Below are 22,997 nucleotides of genomic sequence, written 5' to 3'. Positions count from 1 at the left end.
AATCGGGGGTGGCCCGAGCTCCCGACCTCACCTCGATGCTGTTGGCGGCCCATCGTGCGTTGGCGACGGCACTCACGAGCTCGATGGCCGAGCGCGGGTACGACGACGTGCGGCCCGGGCACGTGGTCGTCCTCTTGCACGTCGACCGGCGGAAGGGCACCAGGCTGGGCGAGCTGGCCGGCCTCGCGGGCATCGCGAAGCAGTCGATGATGCAGGTGGTCGACGACCTCGAGGCCCGGGGATACGTGCGCAGGGTTCCCGATCCCGACGATGCTCGTGCGAAGCTCGTCACGCTGACCACCGAGGGACGACGATGCGCGACCGAGTTCCGACGTGCGATGCAGGTGCTGGAGACCCGCACCCGTCGGCGGCTCGGAGACCAGACCGACGAGGCACTCCGATCGGCCCTCGGGGTGCTCGCCGACGAGGACTAGCGCCGCGGGAGCCCGGCCCGGTCGGCACGGAACGCCGATCGGTCGAACGCCGTCTCCTCGCCGGTCGCGAGGTCGGCCAGGGCGCGCCCGAACAACGGCACGAACTTGAAGCCGTGTCCGCTGCACGGCGAGGCGATCACGATGGGCCCCACCCGGTCGAGCACGAAGTCTTCGTCGGGGGTGATCGTGTACAGGCACGTGTCGGTGCGACCGGTCGCGCGGGCGCTGGGCAGGTGGCCCGCGACGTACTCGATCACCCGTTCCACGCGCTCGGGGTCGGCATCGAAGGTGCGGGCGTCGGGATCGGTGGCGGGGCCGGCCATGTGCAGACCGACCTTGAACGATCCGGCATCCCACGGGTCGGGCACGAGGTATGGGGGGTGGCCGGCGTCCTCGAGCCAGTCGATCAGCGTCGGCAACGACGCGTCGCGGTCCTCGAGCTCGAAGTACGTCGACTGCTCGAGGTTCGGGCGCAAGGTGAGCTCGATCCCGGCGCGAGCGAGCAGCGGCCCGGCCCACGCCCCGGCGGCGACGATCGCGACGGGAGCGCTGAGGGTGTCGCCCGTTGAGGTCCTGACCTCCACGGCGTCGTCGTCCGTCGAGATGTCGGTCACGACGGTCTCCGTGCGCACGGTCGCGCCGTTCGCTTCGGCGAGCCGCGCCTGTGCGATCACCGTCGGCGCGGCGTGGAGCACGCCGCCGTCAGGCTGGAAGACCACGTCGGCCTCGGCAGGAAACCGGAGCGACGGCCACCGCTCCTCGGCCGCGGGCCCACGGAGGCGTTCGACCGGCACGCCTGCGTCCTCGAGCAGATCGGCTCGGTGCAGGGCGGCCGGCCCCACGTCGATGCCGCCCGTGACGCGCAGGAGCTGTTCGTCGGCGTCGACCTCGAGCTCGTGCCAGGCCTCGCGGGCCGACACCGCGAGCCGGACGTAGTCGGGGCGGTGGTACGCGTAGCGGAAGATGCGGGTCGGGCCCCCGGAGCTGCCGTTGGCGTGTCCGATCGCGAACCGTTCGAGCACCACCGTGGCGCGGCCGCGGCGAGCCAGCTCACGGGCCGCGGCCGTGCCCATCGCGCCGCCACCGACGACGATCACGTCGAACCGTTCCACGCCGGGAACGGTAGCGCAGGAGCTCCGCGCGAGCCGGGAGGCCCCCGTCGACCGGGCGTCCGGGGGGTAGCATGGCTCGATGCGCGAGCTCCCCGAGACCGAGGGCAAGACCGGACTGCCGAGCCCGACCCGGCAGAAGCCCGAGCGACCTCGCGACCGGCTCGGACGTCCGCTCGACTGGGATGCCGAGAACGAGCTGGTGCTCGAGGACTACGACTCGATGACCCTCGATCAGAACCACGAGCTCGCGCGACGGCACGTGCGCGAGGGGCGGTACTTCCCTGCGCACGAGGCCTGGGAGACGGCGTGGAAACAGGCCCGCGGCACCGACGACGCCGAGTTCTTCAAGGGGCTCTCGCAGATGGGAGCGGGGTACGTGCATCTGCAACGGGGGAACGCGCACGGTGCGAAGACCCTGATGCGTCGCGCCTCCCGCCGTGTGAAGGAGTATCCCGACGGTCATCACGGCATCGCGACCGGCGCGTTGCACGACAAACTCGAGGCCGACGCGGCCGCCGTCGAGCGCGGGGACCTGGTCCCAGGAGAAGACGTGACCTTCGACCCCCCGATCGTCTAGCGGCGCCCTGTGACGACGTGTAGCCTGTGCGACCAGGATGACCCAGGTCGAGACGAGCGAGATCGAGTGGAAGGGCAGGACCGGCCCCTTCTCGCTGCTCGTGCGCCCCGGCGTCTTCAGCCCGACGAGCACGAGCAAGACGCTCGCCGACGCCCTCGAGATCGCGCCCGACGACACGGTGATCGACGTAGGTTGCGGCAGCGGCGTGCTGGCGTTCGTCGCAGCCAGGCTCGGCGCGAAGAGGGTGTACGGCTGCGATCTGTCGGGTCCCGCCGTGGAGATGGCGGCGAAGAACGCCGAGCGCCTGGGCCTGAGCGACGTCTGTGAGTTCCGTCAGGGCGACCTGCTGGAACCGATGCGCGACGTCCATGCGACCGTGCTGATCGGCGACGTCTCGGGCATCCCCGACGACCTCGCCGCCGTCACGGGGTGGTTCCAGGATGTCCCGGCCGGTGGCCCCACCGGCGCCGAGCTCCCGCGCAAGCTGTTGGAGACGATCGGCGACACGCTCGAACCCGGCGGCCGCCTCTACCTGCCGACCGGCACGCTGCAGGACGAGAACGCGATCCTCGCCGCGGCCCGCCGCGTGTTCGGCGACAACATCGAGCCGGTGCTCGAGCGCACGTTCCCGCTTCCCGACCTCGTGGCGAAGGCGACGGCCACCGCGCGCCTCATGAAGGACGGACTGCTGAAGCTGCACCAGCGCGGCAGCCGGCTGCTCTGGGAGCTCCGGGTCTGGCGCTGCGTGCGCGCCTGACGCGGCCAGGCGCTCGATCCGGGCGCCGTTACCCGCGGCTCTCGCGCGCGAGCCCGACGATCGACCACACGAGCAGCACCGCGCCGACGGGCAGCAACAACAGTCCGTACACGAGCGAGGCGCCCGTGACGATCACGCCCAGCACGAGGAACAGGGGCCAGGCCGTCGACATCGGGAACGACCCAAGCGACTCGCCCGCGGACGACGAAGGGTCCGCATCGGGGTCGTCGGCGGCGCGAACGGAGCCCGACGGCCCGTGCCGGATCCACCACACGGCCACGATGGCCGGCATCAGCCCGAGGAACCAGAGGGCGACGGCGCCCACCCATTCCTGCGTCAGGGCGAAGTAGACGGAACCGAGCACGAGCCCGAAGGCCGAGTACACCCACAGGTACCGCAGTGCGATCCTCATGCGGGCGGCTCCGAGGCCGTGGCTGGCGGGCCCGACACGAGCTCGGGGTGCCGCATGTCGAAGGCCGGACGCTCCGAACGGATGCGCGGCAGCGAGGAGAAGTTGTGCTCAGGTGGCGGCGAGGTGGTCGCCCACTCGAGTGAGAATCCGCCCCACGGATCGTCGCCCGCCGGCGTACGCCGCCGCCGTGACGTGAACGCGTCGACCAGGAAGAGCAACACGCCGGCCGACAGCACCAGGGCGCCGAGCGACGAGACCAGGTTGGGTGTATCCCAGCCGAGTCCGGGCGCGTAGTCCACGATGCGGCGCGGCATGCCGCGCAGACCCACCACGAACTGCGGCCAGAACGTGAGGTTGAACCCGACGAGCATCAGGGCGAACACCGCGCGACCGAACCGCTCGGAGAGCATGTAGCCGAAGGCCTTCGGCCACCAGAAGTAGATCGCGGCGAAGATGCCGAAGACCGACCCGCCCATCATCGTGTAGTGGAAGTGGGAGACGAGGAAGTACGAATCGGCGAGCTGGAAGTCGAGCGGGGCGCTCGCGAGCATCACGCCGGTGATGCCCCCGATCAGGAAGTTCAACAAGAAGCCGATCGAGAACAGCATCGGCACACGGAACGAGAGCTTGCCGCCCCACATCGTGCCGATCCAGTTGAAGAATTTCACGCCCGTCGGAACCGCGATCGTGAACGTCATCGCCGAGAAGAACGGATTGTCGACCACCCCGGTCGTGAACATGTGGTGGGCCCAGACCCCGGTCGACAGCGCCCCGATCGCGAGGGTGGCGAGGATGAACCCCGTGTATCCGAACAATGGCTTGCGGCTGAACACGGGGATGGTCTCCGTGATCACCCCGAAGAACGGCAGGATCAGGATGTAGACCTCCGGGTGTCCGAGGAACCAGAACAGGTGCTGGTACACGATCGGATCCCCGCCCCCGAGCGGATCGAAGGCTTGGCCGGCGAGCCGGCGATCGAACAGCAGCAGCACGAAGGCGGCGACCGCCGGAGGGAACGCCACGAGCCCGAGGATCGCCGTGACGACGACGTTCCACGTGAAGACCGGCAGGCGCCACATCGTCATGCCCGGCGCACGCATCAGGAACGTCGTCGTGATCACGTTCACGCCCGACATCACCGTGGAGATGGCTACGAGCGCGAGGCCGAGGATCAACAGATCGGGGCCCACGCCTGGGGAGTACCGCGGACCCGAGAGCGGCGGGTAGAGGTACCAGCCGGTCGCCACACCGCCCGCATCGCTCGCGAACGAGCTGAGCAGCACGAGCAAGCCGCCGCCCGCGAAGAACCAGTAACCCATCGCGTTCAGGCGCGGGAACGCCATGTCCGGCGCCCCGATCTGCAGTGGGACGAGGTAGTTCGCGAGACCCACCCCGAACGGCGCCACGAACAGGAAGATCATGATGATGCCGTGGACCGTGAACAACGTGTTGTACGACTGCGCCCCGACCAGCTGACTGCCGGTATCGGCGAGCTCAGCCCTCATCGCGCCGGCGAGTGCCCCGCCGATCAGGAAGAAGGTGAACGCGGTGACGCAGTACATGATCCCGAGCTTCTTGTGGTCGGTCGTGGTCACCCATGCCACGGGACCGCCGTGCGGGCGTTCGGTCGGGGCCGGAGCCGGCGCGGGGCGTTCCCTCGTGAGGCTCACGCGGCCGCCGCCCCTCGCGCGATCCACGTATCGAACTCACTCTGGTCCACCACGCGAACCGTGAACGTCATGTACGCGTGGTGGATGCCGCAGAACTCCGAGCACACCCCGTGGTAGGTGCCCATCTCGGTCGGCGTCACGTCGAACACGTTCACCCTGCCGGGGATCGCGTCGCGCTTGTACAGGAAGTCGGCCACCCAGAACGCATGGACCACGTCGTTCGACGTCAGTTCGATGCGGGTCGTGCGCCCGAGTGGAAGCAGGATCTCCGGCCCGGGCACCCCCTCGGCGCTCGGCTCACTCACGACCTCGACCCCTTCGTCGGGGAACCCGAACCGCCATCCCCAGGAGAAGGCCTCGGCGCGCAGGACCACGTCGGGGGTGGGCGAGACCGACGATGCTCGGTCTTCGGTGCCGAACGAGAGCGTGAACAGCACGATCACGATGACTACGGGGATCGCCGTGTAGATGATCTCCAGTGGCACGTTCGCGTGGAACTGGAGGCCGAGGTCGGCGTCCGACTCCCGGCGCCGGCGCCGGTATCGGATCAGCGACCAGGCAATCAGTCCGTAGACCAGCACGGCCACGGCGATGCCGGCCCAGAAGAAGATCTGCCACAGGTCGAAGATCTCCTCGCCCTGCTCGGTGCTTCCGCGAGGCATGCCGAACGAGGACGAGCACGACGTCACCGAGGCCATGACCACGGTCACGGCGGCGGCGATCACGGTGACGCGTGAGGCGCGGCCCCTCATGGATCCTCCCGATCGGCCGGCCTCGCGGCGACGGGTTCCCCAGGCCCCGCGCCAGGCCCCGCGCCGTCATGGGACTCGTCGAAGCCGCCGGCAGCGTTGCGCCGGAACTCGACCCTCGCCGGCCTCGCGATCGGGGCGGCGTCGCGCGCGCGCAGGTCCCGGCAGATCCACCATGTGATCGCGAACACCAGCACCGGCACCACGAACAGCAGCACCTTCAGCACGCCGTTCAGCGTGTCCACCTCGACCTGCAGGTACTTCGCGAGCACGTCGTTGGACCCGGCGAGCATGAGGAGCACGAAGAAGGCGATACCCGCCGCGCCGACGCCCGCCCGGACCGGCACCTCGCGGGGGCGCTGCGCGTCGTGATGCATCGCCGTGTCGCGGGTTACCCGGGCCTCGATGAACGGCCAGAGCGCCAGTGCCGTGAAGATGATGCCCGGGACCACGACGGCAGGCAGGAACAGCTCGCCGATCGTGTGCCCGAAGGCGTGGAACTCCCAGTTCGGCCAGAGCCGCAGCAGGCCTTCGAGCCATCCAGCGTAGAAGTCGGGCTGGGCGGGGGAGGGCGCCGAGTACGGCAGGAAGGGGCCGTAGAGCCAGATCGGGTTGATCTGCACGAGCCCGCCGAGCCCGGTCAGCACCGCGAACGTCATGAACGCCAGGCCGACAGATTTCAGCGCGAACTTCGGCCATACGGGCGTGCCGGTGACCGACTCCTCGGGGGTGCCCTGGGGCCGGAACTGGGTGTGGGTCTGGTGCCACACGAGGGCGAGGTGGGCCGAGAGCGCGCCGACGATCAACGCGGGGATCAACAGGATGTGCATTACGAACAGCCGCGGGATCAGCTCAGCCGACGGGAACTCGCCCCCGAAGAACAGGTAGGCGAGCCAGGTGCCGATCACCGGGATCGAGAGCACGGCCGAGTAGATGATGCGCAACCCCGTGCCGGAGAGCAGGTCGTCGGGGAGCGAGTACCCGGTGAACCCGGCGCCGATGCCGAGCACGAGCAGCGTCACCCCGATGATCCAGCTGAGCTCGCGAGGCTTGCGGAAGGCGCCCGTGAAGAAGACGCGCACGAGGTGGGCCGTCATCGCGGCGACGAACACCAGCGCCGACCAGTGGTGCGTCTGACGCATCACGAGCCCCGCCCGCACCTCGAAGGAGATGCGCAACACCGAGTCGTAGGCGAGAGAGACCTCGCGACCCTGCAGCGGCGCGTACGGTCCGCGATAGACCGTCTCGGCTGGAGACGCGACGAAGAACAGGCTGAGGAAGGTACCCGTGAGCAGGAGCAGCGCGAAGCTGTAGAGAGCCAGCTCGCCCAGCATGAAGGACCAATGGTCGGGGAAGACCTTCCGCAGGTTGCGCTTGATGAACGACGTGCCGTCGAGCCGTTCGTCGACCCCGTCGACCAGGCGGCGGACGATCACGCTTCCTCCCAGAAGCTCGGGCCGACCGGGTCGGTGAAGTCGCCGGTCGCCCGCAGCCCCCCGGCTCCGTCGATCTCGATCGGGAGCTGGGGGAGCGGCCTCGGTGCCGGCCCGTACACGGGACGTGCGCTGTCCAACACGTCGAACGTCGACTGGTGGCACGGGCACCGGAGCTCGTGCGTGGCCGCGAGGTAGAGGCCGAGCGGACACCCGGCGTGGGTGCAGATCTTCGAATAGGCCACCAGGCCGTCTGGCGCCCCGGCGCCGCGTTCGGGCGGCAGCTGCAGCTGGTCGGGCGCGACCCGGATCAGCACCGCCTGCGAGTCCGACGAGCCCTCGTGCCCTTCGGGGAAGACGGTGATGAACGAGCCGATCTCGAGGGTCGACGACGTCACGGGTGTGCCGTCGGAAGTGACGAGGCGGGCCCCCGACGTCCACTTCGTCCGGAACAGCGAGTCTCCCGGCGAGCGGCCGAGCGACCGGATCGGGATCAGCGCAGCGAGCCCCAGCGCGCCGGCGGCGCCGACGAGCAGGCGCGACAGGAACCGACGCCGCTTGATCTCGTCGACGCCCGCCTCCACCGTCTCGACGGCCGACTCGCGGTCGGCCTCGGTGGCGGGGGTGGTCTTCTTCCTCGGCTGCGTCTCGTCGCGGATGTGCGGCATCAGGCGTGTGGCCCACACCAGCAGTCCGACGCCCACGCCGCCCAGCGCCAGGGCGAGCAGGACCCCTTCCGCCTGTGGGCCGCTGCCCTGCACGTAGGCGACGAACAGCGCGAGCGCGGCGGCGATCGCGACCGAGAAGGCCGCCGCCGCGATGCGTTCCGGGCGCTTCACCGCTTGGCTCCCGTGAGCCGCAGCACGAGGACCAGGATGCCGAGGCCGACCACGACGGCGACGAGGCCCTCCGCGACCGCCCCGACGCGGCCGAGCTGCAGGCCGCCCTCGTCGCCGTTGTCGCGGAGCCACAGCAGGTAGGCGGCGAGCGAGTCGAGCTCCTGCTGGTCGATCGTCTCGGGTCCGAACCTCGGCATCACTCCCGGGCCCACCCGCACCGCCTCGCCGATCTCGGTGGCGTCGGCAGGGTAGAGCGAGGGGGCGATCTGACCGCCGCCCACGGAATCGCCCGAGGCTCCGGCACCGTGACACCCGGCGCAGTTGTTCAGGAAGACCTCCGCGCCGAGCGCGAGGTCGCCGGCGGACGCGTCAACGGTCGGGATCGGTTCCCCCCCGGGCGCGATCGAAGCGACGTAGGCGATCAATGCGTCGATCTGGTCCGGCGTGAACTTCGGCTCACCTCGCTGCGGCTGATCGTTCGGGTTCGCGAGGGGCATGCGACCGGTCCGCAGCATGAAGTCGACGGACGCCGGACCGACCCCCTGCAGCGACGGGCCGTTGACGGTGCCGGTGGCATCGAGTGCGTGGCACGTGGAGCAGTTCGCCTCGTAGAGCGCCCGGCCCTCGGCCTCGAGATCGGCCTGCGCGTTCGAGGGCGCCGGGCGGAACGACCACGCGATCTGGCCGAGCACGGCGAGCGCGAGGCCGACCCGCAGGACCCGCGAGAGCACTCGAGCTTCGGTCCGCGCGCGTCCCACCATCTCAGCGCACCAGGAACAGGGTCGCGAACAGACCGATCCAAACGATGTCGACGAAGTGCCAGTAGTAGCCGACCGCATGGAGACCGTCGATGTGCTGGCCCCGGTATGCCCCTTGCGAGATACGTCCGAGCACGACGAACATCAGCACGAGGCCGGCGGCCACGTGGAGCCAGTGGAGTCCGGTCATCGCGTAGTACATCGTGCCGTAGGCGTGACTCGAGACCTCGAACGAGAGCCGTGAGTAGTCGAGCACCTGGAGCGAAAGGAACAGCGCTCCCAGCACGAGGGTGATCGCGATCCAGGCCCGGAGACCACCGATGCGCTCCCGGCGCGCGGCGACGAGCCCGAGGTGGAACGTGCCGCTCGAGAGCACCAGCAACGCGGTGGCGACCGCGGCCAGCAGGGTCTCGAGCTCCACCCCCTCGGGTGGCCACGGCGAGGTCTCGGCCCGTAATGCGTAGTAGGCGCCGAACAATCCTCCGAAGAACAGTAGTTCCGATGCGAGGAACAGGATCGTCCCGAACAGGATGGGGGAGGCACCAGCACGGTGTTGCGCGGCGGACGTCGACACCTGGGCCATCTGCGCACAAGTTGTATCGGTCCGGCGGGGGTCGGTCAACGCGGGCCCGGCGACCGGACGAGCGCCCGGTTGTCCCGAGCGTCCAACCGACGACGTCGATCTCCGACGGTCACCGGTGCGACGGACGCCGCGGGCTGACACGATGTGGCCGTGATGGCGGAGACGACTCTGCCGGCGGCTCCGTGGGCGGCGCTGGACCGGTGGGCCCTCGATCCGGTGACGGTGGTGATCCTGTTCGGAGTGGGTTCCGCCTACGTCGCCGGCTGCGTCCGGGCCCGGCGGCTCGGCCGCCCCTTCCAGGCGCACCGGCCGGTTGCGTTCGCGGCGGGGTGGGTCGTGCTCGTCCTGGCGCTGGTCTCTCCGATCGACTCGTCCGCGGACGTGTCGTTCACGATGCACATGCTGCAGCACCTGCTGTTGACGCTGGTGGCGCCGCCCCTACTCGCGTTCGGCGCGCCGATCACCCTCGCCTTCGCGACGCTGCCGACCGGCGGGGCCCGGGCGCTCGCGGGTGTGCTCCGGTCGCGCGGCGTGCGCGCGCTGGCCAACCCCGTCGTTGGCTGGAGCCTGTTCGTCGGGGTGCCGATCGCGGTGCATGCGAGCCGCCTCTTCGACCTGGCGCTGACATCGACGCAGTGGCACGCGGTCGAGCATGCGGCGTGGGTAGGTGCAGCCCTCGTCTACTGGTGGCCGATCGTCGGTGTCGATCCGAGCCCGCACACCATCGGGTACGGGGCGCGCCTGCTGTCGCTCCTGCTGGCGATGCCCGCGATGTCGTTCCTCGCGTTGGCGATCTATACGGCCGATGCCCCGCTGTACGGGACCTACGCATCCCTTCCGTCGCCGTGGGGTCCGCAGGCGCTCGCCGACCAGCGGAACGCGGCGGTGCTCATGTGGGTCGCAGGGAACCTCGCGCTCGTCGTGGCCATGCTGCTCGTGGCGACGTCGTGGAAACGCCACGACGACGAGGCGCAGCGCCGGATCGAGGCTCGTGAGGACGCAGCGGTGGCCGCCGCCCGCATCGCGCCCGGCTAACCGGTCGCCGCACCCGGTCCCGGGGCAGGGGGCACGTCGGGACGGAGCACCGCGACCGCCGCGACGTCGTAGCCTGCATCCCGCAGGTGGTCGGCGCCGCCCCGGTCGATCGCGAGCACGATGCGCTCGATCGTGACGCCGGCGTCGGCGAGCACGTCGGCGGCCCGGCGCACCTGGTGTCCAGTCGTGCTCACGTCCTCGATCAGGCAGATGCGGGCGCCGGCAGGCGCGTGCCCTTCGACCTGCGACATCGTGCCGTAGGGCTTCGGTTCCTTCCGAACCACGGCGACGGGCAGCCCGGTCTCGAGCGAGACGGCGGCCACGAGCAGCGTCGCGGCCCCCTCGGGGGCTGCCAGGTGGTCGATGCCCTCCGGCAGCAGCGCGGCCACCTCGTGAGCGAGCTCGCTGAGCAGTTCGGGGCGGGTCAGGAACAAGAACTTGTCGAAGTAGACGGTCGAACGGGCACCGGACGACAGCACGAAGTCGCCGTGCAGCTCCGACGCCTCGACCAGGCGCCTCACGAGGTCGTCGGCCATGGTCGGCATGATGGCATGATGGGATCGATGGCGACGCGGGGCGCAGGGTGGTATCCGACGGTCGGCCGTCCCCTCTTCTTCGCGTTGCCGCCGGAGACCTCGCATCGGATCGCGACGACGATGCTGGGTCTGCCGCTTCCGTGGCCTCGGATCGGCGGGGTCTCGACCGACCCTGCGCTCGTGACCGACCTCTGCGGCGTAGCGCTGCGCAACCCGATCGGGTTGGCCGCGGGGTTCGACAAGTCCTGCCGCCACCTCGACGCTCTCGGCGAACTCGGGTTCGGGTACGTCGTCGGCGGCACGATCACCCGCGCGGCTCGGGCCGGCAATCCGTTCCCTCGTATCGCGCGGTCGACACGCCACCGCTCGATCGTCAACGCGATGGGGCTCCCGAACCCCGGCGCCGAGGCGGTCGCCGCCACGCTGCGTCACCGGGGTCGGGGTCCGGCGCCGCGATTCGTCAGCCTGGCCGACGAAGATCTCGCCGACGCAGTGTCGGCGCTCGAGCTCCTGGAGCCGCTCGTCGATGGAGTGGAGCTGAACGCGAGCTGCCCGAACGTCTCCTGGGGTCGGGACCGCGACAACGAGGCGCACCTGCGCGCGCTCGTGGAAGCCTTCCGTGCCCGGACGGTGAAGCCGGTGCTCGTGAAGCTGCCGCCGTTCTTCACCGACATCGAACGCGAGGTCGTGACGTCGCTCGCGACGATCGCACGGGATGCGGGAGCCGACGGACTGACCTGTTCGAACACGAGGCCGGTCGAGGATGCGCGCCTCGCGGTCGGCCGGGGAGGCTTGTCGGGGCGCGCGCTGTGGCCGCACACGCCGCGCATCGTCGCCGACGTGCGGGCGGCCGTCGGCGACGAGGTCGCGGTCAACGCGTGCGGCGGCATCGCGTCGGGGGCCGACGTCGATACCTGCCTCGAAGCAGGCGCCACCACCGTGCAGATCTACACCGCGCTCATCTACGAGGGCCCCGGGGTGCTCGGAGCGCTCACGTCGGCGCTCGCCGGACGTCGCTCGGTGTTGCGGGGCCGTTGATCGGCGGTCAAGATGTGCGGGTTCCGGAGGGGGTCCAGGTTGGAGGGGTGTCAGTGAGCGACGCTGCCGTGGCCGCGCGCGGCGCGGAGGCGGGCGTCGGCGACGTCGCGGTCAGGCTCGAGGGCGTCGTGAAGCGCTTCGGCGACGTCGTGGCGGTCGACGGGGTCGACCTCGACGTGCGCGAAGGGGAGTTCTTCTCGATGCTCGGCCCTTCCGGATCTGGCAAGACGACCTGCCTGCGCATGATCGCCGGGTTCGAGCGGCCGACGGCCGGCCGCGTGCTGCTCGGCGGGGTCGACGTTGGCGACAAGCCGCCGTACGAACGCGACGTGAACACCGTCTTCCAGGACTACGCCCTTTTCCCGCACATGACGGTCGCCGAGAACGTGGGCTACGGATTGATGGTGCGCAAGGCACCCAAGGCCGATCGAGCGTCCCGGGCCGAGGAGGCGCTCGAGATGGTCCGGCTCAGCGGGTTCGGGGATCGCAAGCCCGCGCAGCTCTCGGGCGGGCAACGCCAGCGCGTCGCGCTCGCCCGGGCGCTCGTGATGCGGCCGCGTGTGCTGCTGCTCGACGAGCCCCTGGGGGCGCTCGACCTGAAGCTGCGACAGGCGATGCAGGTGGAACTGAAGGAGATCCAGCAGGCCGTGGGGCTGACCTTCATCTACGTCACGCACGACCAGGAGGAGGCGCTCACGATGAGCGACCGCCTCGCGGTCTTCAACCACGGTCGCGTCGAACAGGTGGGGACACCGGCCGAGGTCTACGAACGGCCCGCCACCGGCTTCGTGGCCGGATTCGTGGGCGTGTCGAACGTGCTCGAGGGCGATGCCGCCGCGGCGATCGTGGGGTCGCCTTCGGCGGTCACGATCCGTCCGGAGAAGATCCACTTCGCCCTCGACGTGGACTCGGCGGTCGCCGAGGGCGAGTGCACGGCAACCGGAGTGGTCACGAAGGTCGTATACCTGGGTGCCGTGACCAGGTACACGGTCACGTTGGACGAGGGGGGCGAGCTGGTCGTCATGCAGCAGAACCTGCGCACGTCGTCGATGGAGGCGCTGCAGGTCCAGGGGCGCCGCGTGCGATTGACGTGGGAGCGACAACACAGCCGCCCGGTGGAACCCGGAGACGGGCCCGGTGGGGCGCCGGCCGAGGGGACGACGGGGTCGGTCGACCCCGGGGAGGAGGATGCATGACGAAGTGGATGCGCCTGCTGGCGCTCCTCGCCGCGCTCTCGCTGGTCGCCGCCGCGTGCGGCGATGATGGCGGGGGGGGCGGAGACACCGGCGGCGGGGACGGAGGCACCACGACATCGGGCGACCCCGATGAGCCCACGATCACCTCGGTGGGCGAGGGCGAGGGCGAGGTCAACATCATCGCGTGGGCCGGCTACATCGAGGACGGCTCGACCGATCCGGCCTACGACTGGGTGACCTCTTTCGAGGAGGAGACCGGCTGCCAGGTCAACGTGACCACCGCCGGCACATCCGACGAGATGGTCGCCCTGATGCAGGAGGGCGGGGGCCAGTACGACCTGGTCACGGCATCCGGCGATGCCAGCCTGCGACTGATCGCCGGCGACACCGTGCAGCCGGTGAACCTCGACCTGATCGAGAGCTACTCGACGGTCGACCCCAACCTGCAGGACGCGGAGTGGTTCACGGTCGACACTGACGGCGACGGCACGACCGAACATTACGGCACGCCGTACCAGTGGGGCTCGAACGTGCTGATGTACTCGACCGCCGCGTTCAAGGGCAAGGCGCCCGACAGCTGGTCGGTGGTGTTCGAGGAGCAGACACTGCCCGACGGCGACTCGAACAAGGGTCGCGTGCAGGCCTACGACGGCGCGATCTACATCGCCGACGCCGCGCTGTACCTGCGGGCAACGCAACCGGACCTCGGCATCGAGGATCCGTACGCGCTCAACGAGGACCAGTTCAACGCCGCTCTGGATCTGTTGCGCCAGCAGCGTGAGCTCATCGGCCGCTACTGGCACGACGCGTACGTCCAGATGGATGACTTCGTCAACGGCGAGGCTGTCGCGAGCGGCTCGTGGCCGTTCCAGGTGAACTTCATCGAGGGCGCCGGCAAGGACTTCTCGTCGGTGATCCCGAAGGAGGGGGCCACGGGCTGGGCCGACACCACGATGATGCACACCGAGGCGCCGCACCCAAACTGCGCCTACCTATGGATGGAGCACTCGCTCGACCCCAAGGTGCAGGGCGACCTGGCCTCGTGGTTCGGCTCCGTGCCCGCCGTGCCGGAAGCATGCGAGGGCAACGAGCTTCTCGGCCCTGATGGGTGCGTCACGAACGGCATCGAGAACTTCGACCAGATCGAGTTCTGGAAGACCCCGCAGTCCGACTGCTTCGCGCCGGACTCGGGCGCCGTATGCGTGCCGTACCAGCAGTGGGTCACGAACTACGTCGCGGTGATCGGCGGGCGTTGATCCGCCGCCCCACGACCGATGCACGGAGGTGGGGCCCGTCCGGGCCCCACCTCTCGTCGTTGCGGAATGGTGCGGGCCCATGGCGGTGAACCGGGAGGAACGCCGGGGTGGGGTGAGCGCCAGGGGCTCGGGCTTCTTCTACCGTCGTCCGTGGGCAAAGCTCCTGCTCCTGCTGTTGCCGGCCGTGCTCTGGCTGGTGGTGCTCTACCTCGGCTCGATCGCCGGGCTCCTGATCAACAGCTTCTGGAGCATCGAGGAGTTCACGGGCCTGATCGACCGCACGTTGACGCTGAGCACCTATCAGGACCTTTGGGTTCCCTACAACCGAGACATCGTGCTGCGCACGCTCTTCATGGCGGCGGGGGTCACGATCGCGTGCGCGATCCTCGCCTTCCCATTGGCGTACTACATGGCGCGGTACGCCACCCGCCGCGGGCGGTTCGTGCTTTACCTCGCGGTCCTGATGCCGCTGTGGTCGAGCTACCTGGTGCGTGCGCTGGCCTGGCGGCAGATCTTCGCCCGGGAGGGTGTGTTGTACTGGTCCCTCGGCAAGGTCGGTCTCGACGGCGTGCTCGACACCCTGATCCGGGCGCCGATGGTCGGGGGCTCATCCTTGATCGCATCGAAGATCAGCCTGTTCGTCGTCTACACGTACCTGTGGCTCCCGTTCATGATCCTGCCGGTTGAGGCGGCGCTCGAGCGGGTGCCCGGCTCGTTCCTCGAGGCCTCGAGCGACCTCGGAGCTCGCCCCGGCCTGACGTTTCGGCGGATCGTGCTGCCCCTGGCCAAGCCGGGTCTCATCGCGGGCTCGATCTTCACGTTCTCCCTCACCCTCGGCGACTTCATCCTGCCGACGATGTTCGGCAGCTCGGAGTTCTACCTCGGCCAGCAGGTGTACACGCAGATCGGCGTCGTGGGGAACACTCCGCTCGCGGCCGCCTTCACGTTCGTCGCGATGGCGATCATGATCGTGTACCTGATGGTCGCGAAGCGCGGGGGGGCGTTCGAATCGCTATGAGCGCCCGCGAGCGGACCGGCGCCGGCCTCGGCCTGAAGCTCGCGTCGATCTTCGTGGTGCTGTTCCTCTACTTCCCGCTCGCGATCATCGTGCTGTACGCGTTCACGACGCAGTCGTCGTCGTTCACGTTCCCCCCTCCCGGCCTCACGCTCGAGTGGTTCCGCGTCGCGTTCGGGCGAGAGGACATGTGGGAGGCGTTCCGGCTATCGCTGCTCGTGGCGGCGGTGAGCGCTGGGGTCGCGATCGTGTTGGGGAGCTTGCTCGCCGGGGCGGTGTACCGGTCGCGCTTTTTCGGGCGCGAGGCCCTCGCGTTCATCATCGTGCTGCCGATCGCCCTTCCCGGCATCGTCACCGGTATCGCTCTCCGGTCGACGATCTCGGGCGTGCTCGATGCACCCCTCGGGGTGCTCACGATCGTGCTCGGCCACACGACGTTCTGCATCGTGATCGTCTACAACAACGTGGTCGCCAGGCTCCGGCGCATGTCGCCGAACGTGGCGGAGGCTTCGGCGGACCTCGGAGCGTCGGGGTGGCAGACGTTCCGGCACGTGATCCTGCCGAACCTCGCGACGGCGTTGCTCGCGGGCGGCGTGCTCGCGTTCGCCCTGTCGTTCGATGAGATCATCGTCACGACGTTCACGCGTGGGAGCGACCCCACCTTGCCGATCTGGATCTTCCAGGTGCTGTTCCGGCCGAGAAACCGGCCCGTCACGAACGTGGTCGCGTTGATCGCGGTCACCGTCACGATCGTGCCGGTGCTGCTCGCACAGATGCTGGCGCGAAGCTCCGACGATACGGGCACGGGCATGGGTGCGCGCGCGTCGGCCGCGCGGCCGCGCGCCGCGATCCCCGCCGAGTAGCGACCGTCGAGCAGCTCGAGGTCGTCGAGCGGCTAGAGGTATTGGCCACCACGGGAAGGGCCCTCGGCGGGGCCGTCGGGCGACTGCGGGTTCTGGCTCAGCAGACCCCGGCGCCGAAGCTCCTCGAACTGCTGGCGTGCGGCCGCCTGCTGGGCGAACATCGCCGCCTGGATGCCGTGGAAGAGCCCCTCGAGCCAGCCCACGAGCTGCGCCTGGGCGACGCGGATCTCGGACTCGGTGGGCACCCCTGCGAGTGGGGGTGCCAGGTCGGCGAGCTCCTCCTGCAGGTCGGGGGAAAGGACCTCCCTGAGTTCGCCGACGGCACGTTGATAGACCTCGGCGAGTCGTGAGCGCCCCGCTTCGTCGAGCGAGGCCTGCCTGGTCTCATCGAGCAGTTCGCGCACCATGCTCGCGATGCGGAGCAGCTTGGCGGGCTCAGTGATCGACTCCGCCGGGGGGCCCACCTCGGCCTCGTCGGGTGCGTCGGCGTTGTGGTCCTCGACGGGCACGGCCTCGACGACGCGCTGTTCGGACCCCGGCTCGGTGGCGATCGGATCGTCGCTCATGCGACCAACCTAGCAGCGGCCGCACGACAAGCCCTGGTCGGCGGCCGGGGAGCGTCAGGATCCCGTGCCGTCGCCGAGGTTGCGGATGAACAGCGCCTGCGCGAGCACGAGCCGCTCGAGGTCGGCGAGGTCGACGCTCTCGTCGAGCGAGTGGTAGTTCGACCGCTCGTCGCCCGCGCCCCAGATCAGCACCGCCATGCCTGGGAAGGCCTCGGCGAGCATCGGCACGATCGGCACCGAGCCGCCGCTTCCCATCTCGACCACCTCGTGCTCGAACGCGTCGGCGAGGGCCGACTTCGCAACCGCGTACGCCGGGGTGGTCGTGTCGACCATGTACCCCATGCCCGCCTCGTCGGCTTCGATCTCGACCTGGACGCCCCACGGTGCGGCCGCACGGAGGTGGTCGACGAGGGCGTCGCGGGCGCGCTCCGGATCGTCACCGGGCGCCAGCCGGAGCGACACTCGAGCCGACGCCTGGGGCACGATCTGGTTCGAGGAACCTGCGACCGCGGGGGCGTCGAAGCCCACCACTGCGACGGCGGGCTTGGCGAAGAGCCGGTCGGCGATCGTGCCCGATCCGATCATCTTCACCGAATCGAAGACGCGGGATTCCTCGCGCAGCGACGCCTCGGTGACGGGGGCGCCTGGCCACGCGAACTGGTGGAGGCCGCCGATCGCGATCTCGCCTCGGTCGTCGTGGAGGGTCGCGATCATGCGACACAGCGCCGTGATCGCGTCGGGGATCGGGCCGCCGTAGGCGCCGCTGTGCTGGGCGATCGGCAGCACCCGCACGGTGACGCGGCAGTCCGTCACCCCGCGGACGCTCGTGCCGATCGTGGGCACGCCGGTGCGCTCGTTGCCGCCGTCGGCGATCACCACCACGTCGGCCCGCAGCAGGTCGGCGTGACCCTGCACGAGCTGCGGCAGGTGTTCGGTGGAGCATTCTTCCTCGCCCTCGATGACGATCCGCACCGTGGCGGGCGGCGTGGCGCCATCCGGCACGCCGAGTGACCGCAAAGCGGCCGCGTGCGCGACGATGCCGCTCTTGTCGTCGGCCGCGCCGCGGCCGTAGAGACGCCCCTCACGCACGACCGGATCGAACGGGGGGCTCTGCCACCGGTCGGCCGGTCCCTCGGGCTGCACGTCGTGGTGGGCGTACAGGAGCACGATCGGGGCGTCTGCCGGCCCGTCGATCGCTCCGTACACCGCCGGATGCCCGCCGTCGAGTTCGAGCAACCGGGCGTCGCCGACTCCGGCCGACCGGAGGATCTCGACCGTCGTCTCGGCGCTCGCCCGGACGAGTGAGGGGTCGTAGCCGGGAGCACCGATCGAGGGGATCCGCACGAGGCGCTCGAGGTCGGCGATCGTCTGGGGCATGCCGTCGGCGACGGCACGGCGGAGGTCGTCGTTGTCCATGGGCGGGGAGCCTATCGCCGATGTCCTGTCCGAGGCTCAGGCGTGTAGGTCGCCCTCCGGCTCGGCCATGCGCCAGTCATACGGGCTCACGAAGCTCGTCACAAGGTGCGCGTAGTTCGCCCGCGCGAACGCCACGGGGTTCGGCACGTGCTTTTGGCTCATCGCGCCCCGCATCTGCGCGACGCTGTCGTACCCGTGCTCGCCGAGCCACCCCTCGAGCTCGCGGAGCACCGTGCCGACGTGCTCGGGACCCTGACGCAGCAGGGCGCTCGCCATCATCGCGACGTCGGCCCCGGCGAAGAGCACCTTCAGCACATCGGTCGCGGAGTGCACGCCGGTCGTGGCGGCGACCGAGCAGTCGACGCGCCCGTGCAGGATCGCGATCCATCGCAGCGGCAGGCGCAGCTCGTCGGGCTCGGATAGGTGCAGCGTGGTGTCGACCGTCATCGCGTCGAGGTCGAAGTCGGGCTGCATGAACCTGTTGAACAACACGAGACCGTCGGCGCCCGCCTCGACGAGCCTGCGAGCGATATCGCCGACGGAGCTGAAGAACGGGCCGATCTTCACCGCGAGCGGGATCGTGCAGCGAGCCCGCACGGCTTCCACGAGATCGACGTAGCGCTGTTCGACCGCGGCGCCGCTCTCGTCGGGGTCGGCGGCGATGAAGTAGACGTTCAGCTCGAGCGCCGCGGCGCCGGCGTCCTCGATCCGGCGTGCGTGCTCGACCCAGCCTCCGAGTGAGATGCCGTTGAGGCTCCCGATCACGGGGATCTCCAACTCCTGGACCGTCGCCTCGAGGTGTCGCAGGTAGGCGTCGGTGCCGGTCGTGTAGTCGGCGAACTCGGGCAGGTAGGTGAGCGCCTCGGCGTAGCTCTCGGCGCCTGCTTCGAGCGCCCCCGTGAACTGGATCTCGTCGTGCTCGATCTGCTCCTCGAACAGCGACGGCAACACCACGGCGCCGGCGCCGGCGTCCTGCAGCGTCCGCAGCGTCTCGATGCGTTGGCCCAGCGGCGATGCGCTCGGCACGAGCGGGTTCGCGAGCTCGAGGCCGAGGTAGGTGGTGCGCAGGTCCGGACTCACGGTTCCTCCCCCTCCTGCGGGTCGGCGGCCGGCGACGTCTCGGTCGGTTCGCCGGCGCCCCGGTCGACCTCCGCGAGCTGCTCGTAGAGGCGCCACCGGGCGTCGACGTCGTCCTGGGCGAGCCGATGGAGTTCCTCGGCTCGTGCCGGGTCGGAGCGCGCGAGCATCGCGAAGCGAGCTTCCTTCGAGGCGAACGTCGACAGAGGGACGGACGGACGCTTCGAGTCCAGGTGGAACGGGTGCTCGCCTCGCGCGACGGCCTCTGGCTCGTATCGCCACAACGGCCAGTACCCCGAGGCGACCGCATCGCGTTGATGCGTCATGGCCGTCGACATGTCGATGCCGTGGGCGATGCAATGGCTGTACGCGATCACGAGCGAGGGTCCGCGGTGGGCCTCGGCCTCCGCGAGCACCTTCACCGTGTGGGGCATGTCCGCACCCATCGCGATCTGACCGACGTACACGTCGCCGTACGCGGTCGCGATCATGCCGAGATCCTTCTTCCCCTGTCCCTTGCCGGCCGCGGCGAACTTCGCGACCGCGCCCCGCGGCGTCGACTTCGACGCCTGCCCGCCGGTGTTCGAGTACACCTCGGTGTCGAGCACGAGCATGTTCACGTTGCGCCCGCTCGCGAGCACGTGGTCGAGCCCGCCGAAGCCGATGTCGTAGGCCCACCCGTCGCCGCCGACGATCCACACGCTCGAGGGCACCAGGGAGTCGGCGATCGACTCCAGGTCGCGAGCCTCGGTCCGATGCACGTGCTGGAGCCGGGAGCGGACCTCGCCGACCCGCAGGCGTTGGCGGGCGATCGCATCGCGGTCGCGCGACTCGGACCCCTCGACGAGCCCTCGAACGCACGACTCCCCGAGGTCGTCCTCGAGCAGCTCGAGGAGCTCGAGCGCCAGCAGGCGCTGCGCGTCGAGCCCGAGCCGCATGCCGAGCCCGAACTCCGCGTTGTCCTCGAACAACGAGTTCGACCACGCTGGGCCGCGGCCGTCGGCGCCGACCGACCATGGCGTGGTAGGCAGGTTTCCGCCGTAGATCGAGGAACACCCGGTCGCGTTGGCGACCAGCAGCCGGTCACCCACGAGCTGGGTGAGGAGCTTCAGGTAGGGGGTCTCTCCGCAGCCGGCGCAGGCGCCCGAGAACTCGAAGAGCGGCGGCAGCTGCTGCGACCCCTTCACGGTCTCCGCGCGCACCGTCGTCGGGTCTGGGTCGGCGATCGAGGAGAAGAAGTCCCAGTTCGCGCGCTCCTCGTCGAGGTGGTCGGGCTTCGGACACATGTCGATGGCCTTGTGCTTGATCTGCTCCTTGCTGCGCGCGGGGCAGACGTCGACGCAGATCCCGCAGCCAGTGCAGTCGTCGGGCGCCACCTGGATCGTCATACGGCGCCCGGGCCGTTCGCGGTCCTTCCACTCCTTGTGCTGGAACGTGGCAGGCGCGCCGTCGGCCTCGCCGGGCTCGAACACCTTCATCCGGATCGCGGCGTGGGGGCACACGAGGGCGCACTTCGCGCAGTCGATGCAGATCGCCGGGTCCCAGATCGGGATATCGCGGGCGATCGAGCGCCTCTCCCACCTGGCCGTGTCGGTCGGGAACGTGCCATCGACCGGCAGGGCGCTCACCGGCAACAGGTCGCCCTCACCCGCGATCATGCGGGCGGTCACGCGCTGGACGAAGTCGGGCGCCGCCGCAGGCACCGGCGGCAGCATCGAGGGGCCCTCGTCGACGTCGAGCTCGGCCGGCACCGCCACCTCGTGCAGTGCGTCGAGCGCGGCGTCGACCGCCGCGAAGTTGCGGGTGAGCACCGTCTCCCCGCGTCGTCCGTACGTCTTCACGATCGCGTCCTTGATCGCCGGGATCGCCTCGTCGAGGGGCATCACGTCGGCGAGCGCGAAGAAGCACGTCTGCAGCACCGTGTTCACGCGCTGCCCGAGGCCCGCCTCCTTCGCGACGGCGTAGCCGTCGACCACGAAGAAGCGGATTCCGAGCTCCACGATGCGCCGCCGGGTCTCCAGCGGCAGGTGCGCCCAGACGTCCTCGGGGCCGTACGGGCTGTTCAACAGGAACGTCGCGCCCGGCGCCGCGACCGCGAGCACGTCGGTGCGCTCCAGTCGTTCGAACTGGTGGCACGCCACGAAGCTCGCCCGGCGGATCTGGTAGCTCGAGCGGATCGGTGTCGGGCCGAACCGCAGGTGCGAGACGGTGATCGCGCCGGCCTTCTTCGAGTCGTAGACGAAGTACCCCTGCGCGTGCAGGTCGGTGCGTTCACCGATGATCTTGATCGAGTTCTTGTTGGCGCTCACCGTGCCGTCGCTGCCGAGACCGTAGAAGACCGCACGCACCGTCTCCTCGCGCTCTGTGTCGAACGACGGGTCGACGGGCAGGCTCGCGTTCGTCACGTCGTCGACGATGCCGACGGTGGAGTGTTGCGGAGCGCCGGGATCGTCCAAGGCGTCGAGCGCGGCCTTCGCCATCGCCGGGGTGAATTCCTTCGACGCGAGGCCGTAGCGCGCGCCGAGCACGCGCGGCATGTCCCCGCGCAGCTGCGACCGTCCGGCCCCGATCTCCTCCGCGATCGCCGTCACGACGTCCTGGTAGAGCGGCTCGCCGACCGAGCCGGGCTCCTTCGTGCGATCGAGCACCATCAGCCCGCGCGTGGTCTCGGGCAGGGCGGCGAGCAGCGCGCCGGGCGCGAACGGCCGGAACAGCCGCACCTTCACGAGGCCGACCCGTTCCCCCCGGGCGACGAGGGCGTCCACGGCTTCTTCGGCGGCTCCGCAACCCGACCCCATCATCACGAGCACACGCTCCGCCTCGGGATGCCCGGCGTAGTCGAAGAGGTGGTAGGCGCGGCCGGTGCGTTCGGCCAGCCGATCCATCATCGCCTGGACCGCGTCCGGGGTCGCCAGGTAGAACGGGTTCGAAGCCTCCCTCGCCTGGAAGAACACGTCGGGGTTCTGGGCCGAGCCCCGCAGCGCCGGGTGCTCGGGGGAGAGCGCCCGCGCTCGATGGGCACGCACCGATCGGTCGTCGATCAGCGCCCGCAGATCCGTGTCGGCGAGTGCCTCGATCTTGGCCACCTCGTGCGAGGTGCGGAACCCGTCGAAGAAGTGCAGGAACGGCACCCTCGTCTCGAGGGTTGCCGCGTGGGCGACGAGCGCGAGATCCTGCGCTTCCTGCACCGACGAGCTGCACAGCATCGCGAACCCGGTCGAACGGGCGGCCATCACGTCGGAGTGATCGCCGAAGATCGAGAGGGCATGCGTGGCCACGGTGCGAGCCGCCACGTGCATCACGAACGGGGTGAGCTCGCCCGCGATCTTGAACATGTTCGGGATCATCAGCAGCAGGCCCTGCGACGCGGTGAACGTCGTGCAGAGCGCCCCCGACTGCAGGGCGCCGTGCAGGGCGCCGGCGGCGCCCCCCTCGCTCTGCATCTCCACGACGTCGGGCACCGCGCCCCAGAGGTTGAGCCGGCCCAGCGAGGACCACTCGTCGGCGAGTTCCCCCATCGACGACGAGGGGGTGATCGGATAGACCGCGATGACCTCGCTCAGCCGGTGCGCGACGGCGGCCACGGCCTCGTTGCCGTCGACGGTCTGCTTCCGTCGCAGGCCGGCATGCTGCGGCTGTACGTCGGTATCCATGACCGGCATCGTGGCGGGTGCA

22 protein-coding genes are annotated in these 22,997 nt (G+C 69.9%); 9 read left to right on the top strand and 13 right to left on the bottom strand.

The features are described from left to right. Positions 1-8 precede the first annotated feature (8 nt). The gene (locus tag VFI59_17315; protein ID HET6715458.1) at positions 9-434 is read left to right on the top strand and encodes a MarR family winged helix-turn-helix transcriptional regulator; all 426 of its coding nucleotides are present in this window, start codon (positions 9-11) and stop codon (positions 432-434) included. On the opposite strand, the gene solA is transcribed toward VFI59_17315, so the two are convergent. Continuing rightward, positions 431-1,546, bottom strand: coding sequence for an N-methyl-L-tryptophan oxidase (gene solA / locus VFI59_17310; protein HET6715457.1), 1,116 nt, complete (start codon positions 1,544-1,546; stop codon positions 431-433). The two genes, VFI59_17315 and solA, sit on opposite strands and share 4 nt — an antisense overlap. Before the next feature lie 79 nt (positions 1,547-1,625). Here solA and VFI59_17305 point away from each other — a divergent pair, with 79 nt between their 5' ends. Together VFI59_17305 and VFI59_17300 are read left to right on the top strand one after the other, a co-directional pair. Further along, positions 1,626-2,123 carry a DUF309 domain-containing protein gene (locus VFI59_17305; protein HET6715456.1) on the top strand — a complete coding sequence of 166 codons (498 nt, stop codon included), beginning with the start codon at positions 1,626-1,628 and terminating at the stop codon, positions 2,121-2,123. A gap of 37 nt (positions 2,124-2,160) precedes the next feature. After that, complete coding sequence (locus VFI59_17300) at positions 2,161-2,880, top strand: 50S ribosomal protein L11 methyltransferase (GenBank protein ID HET6715455.1); 720 nt, start codon at positions 2,161-2,163, stop codon at positions 2,878-2,880. Positions 2,881-2,908: 28 nt separating this feature from the next. Here the strand turns inward: VFI59_17300 and VFI59_17295 are convergent, their stop codons facing one another. From VFI59_17295 to VFI59_17265, 7 genes are all read right to left on the bottom strand, one after another. After that, entirely contained in the window at positions 2,909-3,292 is a 384-nt protein-coding gene (locus VFI59_17295) for a cytochrome c oxidase subunit 4 (GenBank protein HET6715454.1), read from the bottom strand. Then, positions 3,289-4,887: a cytochrome c oxidase subunit I gene (gene ctaD, locus VFI59_17290; protein HET6715453.1), complete on the bottom strand. Its 1,599-nt coding sequence runs from the start codon at positions 4,885-4,887 to the stop codon at positions 3,289-3,291. The genes VFI59_17295 and ctaD overlap by 4 nt, the downstream gene beginning before the upstream one ends. A gap of 71 nt (positions 4,888-4,958) precedes the next feature. Next, positions 4,959-5,714: a cytochrome c oxidase subunit II gene (gene coxB / locus VFI59_17285; protein ID HET6715452.1), complete on the bottom strand. Its 756-nt coding sequence runs from the start codon at positions 5,712-5,714 to the stop codon at positions 4,959-4,961. Then, positions 5,711-7,147 (bottom strand): ubiquinol-cytochrome c reductase cytochrome b subunit, encoded by a 1,437-nt coding sequence (locus VFI59_17280; protein ID HET6715451.1) that lies wholly within the window; start codon positions 7,145-7,147, stop codon positions 5,711-5,713. The genes coxB and VFI59_17280 overlap by 4 nt, the downstream gene beginning before the upstream one ends. Continuing rightward, positions 7,144-7,983: a Rieske (2Fe-2S) protein gene (locus tag VFI59_17275; GenBank protein ID HET6715450.1), complete on the bottom strand. Its 840-nt coding sequence runs from the start codon at positions 7,981-7,983 to the stop codon at positions 7,144-7,146. The genes VFI59_17280 and VFI59_17275 overlap by 4 nt, the downstream gene beginning before the upstream one ends. Continuing rightward, a complete protein-coding gene (locus VFI59_17270) occupies positions 7,980-8,741 on the bottom strand; it encodes a c-type cytochrome (protein HET6715449.1) in 762 nt (253 codons plus the stop codon). The genes VFI59_17275 and VFI59_17270 overlap by 4 nt, the downstream gene beginning before the upstream one ends. A gap of 4 nt (positions 8,742-8,745) precedes the next feature. Further along, positions 8,746-9,324 carry a cytochrome c oxidase subunit 3 gene (locus VFI59_17265; protein HET6715448.1) on the bottom strand — a complete coding sequence of 193 codons (579 nt, stop codon included), beginning with the start codon at positions 9,322-9,324 and terminating at the stop codon, positions 8,746-8,748. 153 nt (positions 9,325-9,477) lie between these two features. Between VFI59_17265 and VFI59_17260 the strand changes: the two genes are divergently transcribed. Beyond that, positions 9,478-10,359, top strand: a complete 882-nt coding sequence (locus tag VFI59_17260; protein HET6715447.1) for a cytochrome c oxidase assembly protein — start codon at positions 9,478-9,480, stop codon at positions 10,357-10,359. Here the strand turns inward: VFI59_17260 and VFI59_17255 are convergent. After that, positions 10,356-10,904, bottom strand: a complete 549-nt coding sequence (locus tag VFI59_17255) for a phosphoribosyltransferase family protein (protein ID HET6715446.1) — start codon at positions 10,902-10,904, stop codon at positions 10,356-10,358. The genes VFI59_17260 and VFI59_17255 overlap by 4 nt on opposite strands. Before the next feature lie 18 nt (positions 10,905-10,922). Here VFI59_17255 and VFI59_17250 point away from each other — a divergent pair, with 18 nt between their 5' ends. The 5 genes from VFI59_17250 (at position 10,923) to VFI59_17230 (ending at position 16,263) form a co-directional block, all read left to right on the top strand. Next, a complete protein-coding gene (locus VFI59_17250; protein ID HET6715445.1) occupies positions 10,923-11,933 on the top strand; it encodes a dihydroorotate dehydrogenase 2 in 1,011 nt (336 codons plus the stop codon). Positions 11,934-11,986: 53 nt separating this feature from the next. Next, positions 11,987-13,129, top strand: coding sequence for an ABC transporter ATP-binding protein (locus VFI59_17245; protein HET6715444.1), 1,143 nt, complete (start codon positions 11,987-11,989; stop codon positions 13,127-13,129). Continuing rightward, entirely contained in the window at positions 13,126-14,385 is a 1,260-nt protein-coding gene (locus VFI59_17240) for an ABC transporter substrate-binding protein (protein HET6715443.1), read from the top strand. The genes VFI59_17245 and VFI59_17240 overlap by 4 nt, the downstream gene beginning before the upstream one ends. Positions 14,386-14,464: 79 nt before the next feature. Next, the gene (locus tag VFI59_17235; GenBank protein HET6715442.1) at positions 14,465-15,403 is read left to right on the top strand and encodes an ABC transporter permease; all 939 of its coding nucleotides are present in this window, start codon (positions 14,465-14,467) and stop codon (positions 15,401-15,403) included. Beyond that, positions 15,400-16,263: an ABC transporter permease gene (locus VFI59_17230; protein HET6715441.1), complete on the top strand. Its 864-nt coding sequence runs from the start codon at positions 15,400-15,402 to the stop codon at positions 16,261-16,263. The genes VFI59_17235 and VFI59_17230 overlap by 4 nt, the downstream gene beginning before the upstream one ends. Before the next feature lie 32 nt (positions 16,264-16,295). Here VFI59_17230 and VFI59_17225 read toward each other — a convergent pair whose 3' ends face one another. From VFI59_17225 to nifJ, 4 genes are read right to left on the bottom strand one after another with little or no spacing between them, the layout of a single operon-like run. Continuing rightward, positions 16,296-16,829, bottom strand: coding sequence for a proteasome activator (locus VFI59_17225; protein ID HET6715440.1), 534 nt, complete (start codon positions 16,827-16,829; stop codon positions 16,296-16,298). Between the two features lie 54 nt (positions 16,830-16,883). After that, positions 16,884-18,245 carry a M20/M25/M40 family metallo-hydrolase gene (locus tag VFI59_17220; GenBank protein HET6715439.1) on the bottom strand — a complete coding sequence of 454 codons (1,362 nt, stop codon included), beginning with the start codon at positions 18,243-18,245 and terminating at the stop codon, positions 16,884-16,886. Positions 18,246-18,281: 36 nt separating this feature from the next. Continuing rightward, complete coding sequence (locus tag VFI59_17215; GenBank protein HET6715438.1) at positions 18,282-19,325, bottom strand: dihydroorotate dehydrogenase-like protein; 1,044 nt, start codon at positions 19,323-19,325, stop codon at positions 18,282-18,284. Beyond that, entirely contained in the window at positions 19,322-22,975 is a 3,654-nt protein-coding gene (gene nifJ / locus VFI59_17210; protein ID HET6715437.1) for a pyruvate:ferredoxin (flavodoxin) oxidoreductase, read from the bottom strand. Before nifJ ends, VFI59_17215 begins: the two co-directional genes overlap by 4 nt. Positions 22,976-22,997: the final 22 nt, after the last annotated feature.

The sequence above is a fragment of the Actinomycetota bacterium genome (assembly GCA_035697485.1).
In the GTDB taxonomy this organism is placed as follows: Bacteria; Actinomycetota; UBA4738; order UBA4738; family HRBIN12; genus JAOUEA01.
This window is presented reverse-complemented; position numbering and strand designations above follow the sequence as displayed.

Coding starts and splice junctions, on each gene's coding strand:
- VFI59_17305 (HET6715456.1), top strand. CDS start 1,626: ATGCGCGAGCTCCCCGAGACCGAGGGCAAGACCGGACTGCCGAGCCCG.
- VFI59_17300 (HET6715455.1), top strand. CDS start 2,161: ATGACCCAGGTCGAGACGAGCGAGATCGAGTGGAAGGGCAGGACCGGC.
- VFI59_17295 (HET6715454.1), bottom strand. CDS start 3,292: ATGAGGATCGCACTGCGGTACCTGTGGGTGTACTCGGCCTTCGGGCTC.
- coxB (HET6715452.1), bottom strand. CDS start 5,714: ATGAGGGGCCGCGCCTCACGCGTCACCGTGATCGCCGCCGCCGTGACC.
- VFI59_17265 (HET6715448.1), bottom strand. CDS start 9,324: ATGGCCCAGGTGTCGACGTCCGCCGCGCAACACCGTGCTGGTGCCTCC.
- VFI59_17260 (HET6715447.1), top strand. CDS start 9,478: ATGGCGGAGACGACTCTGCCGGCGGCTCCGTGGGCGGCGCTGGACCGG.
- VFI59_17255 (HET6715446.1), bottom strand. CDS start 10,904: ATGCCGACCATGGCCGACGACCTCGTGAGGCGCCTGGTCGAGGCGTCG.
- VFI59_17250 (HET6715445.1), top strand. CDS start 10,923: ATGGCGACGCGGGGCGCAGGGTGGTATCCGACGGTCGGCCGTCCCCTC.
- VFI59_17240 (HET6715443.1), top strand. CDS start 13,126: ATGACGAAGTGGATGCGCCTGCTGGCGCTCCTCGCCGCGCTCTCGCTG.
- VFI59_17235 (HET6715442.1), top strand. CDS start 14,465: ATGGCGGTGAACCGGGAGGAACGCCGGGGTGGGGTGAGCGCCAGGGGC.
- VFI59_17230 (HET6715441.1), top strand. CDS start 15,400: ATGAGCGCCCGCGAGCGGACCGGCGCCGGCCTCGGCCTGAAGCTCGCG.
- VFI59_17225 (HET6715440.1), bottom strand. CDS start 16,829: ATGAGCGACGATCCGATCGCCACCGAGCCGGGGTCCGAACAGCGCGTC.
- VFI59_17220 (HET6715439.1), bottom strand. CDS start 18,245: ATGGACAACGACGACCTCCGCCGTGCCGTCGCCGACGGCATGCCCCAG.
- nifJ (HET6715437.1), bottom strand. CDS start 22,975: ATGGATACCGACGTACAGCCGCAGCATGCCGGCCTGCGACGGAAGCAG.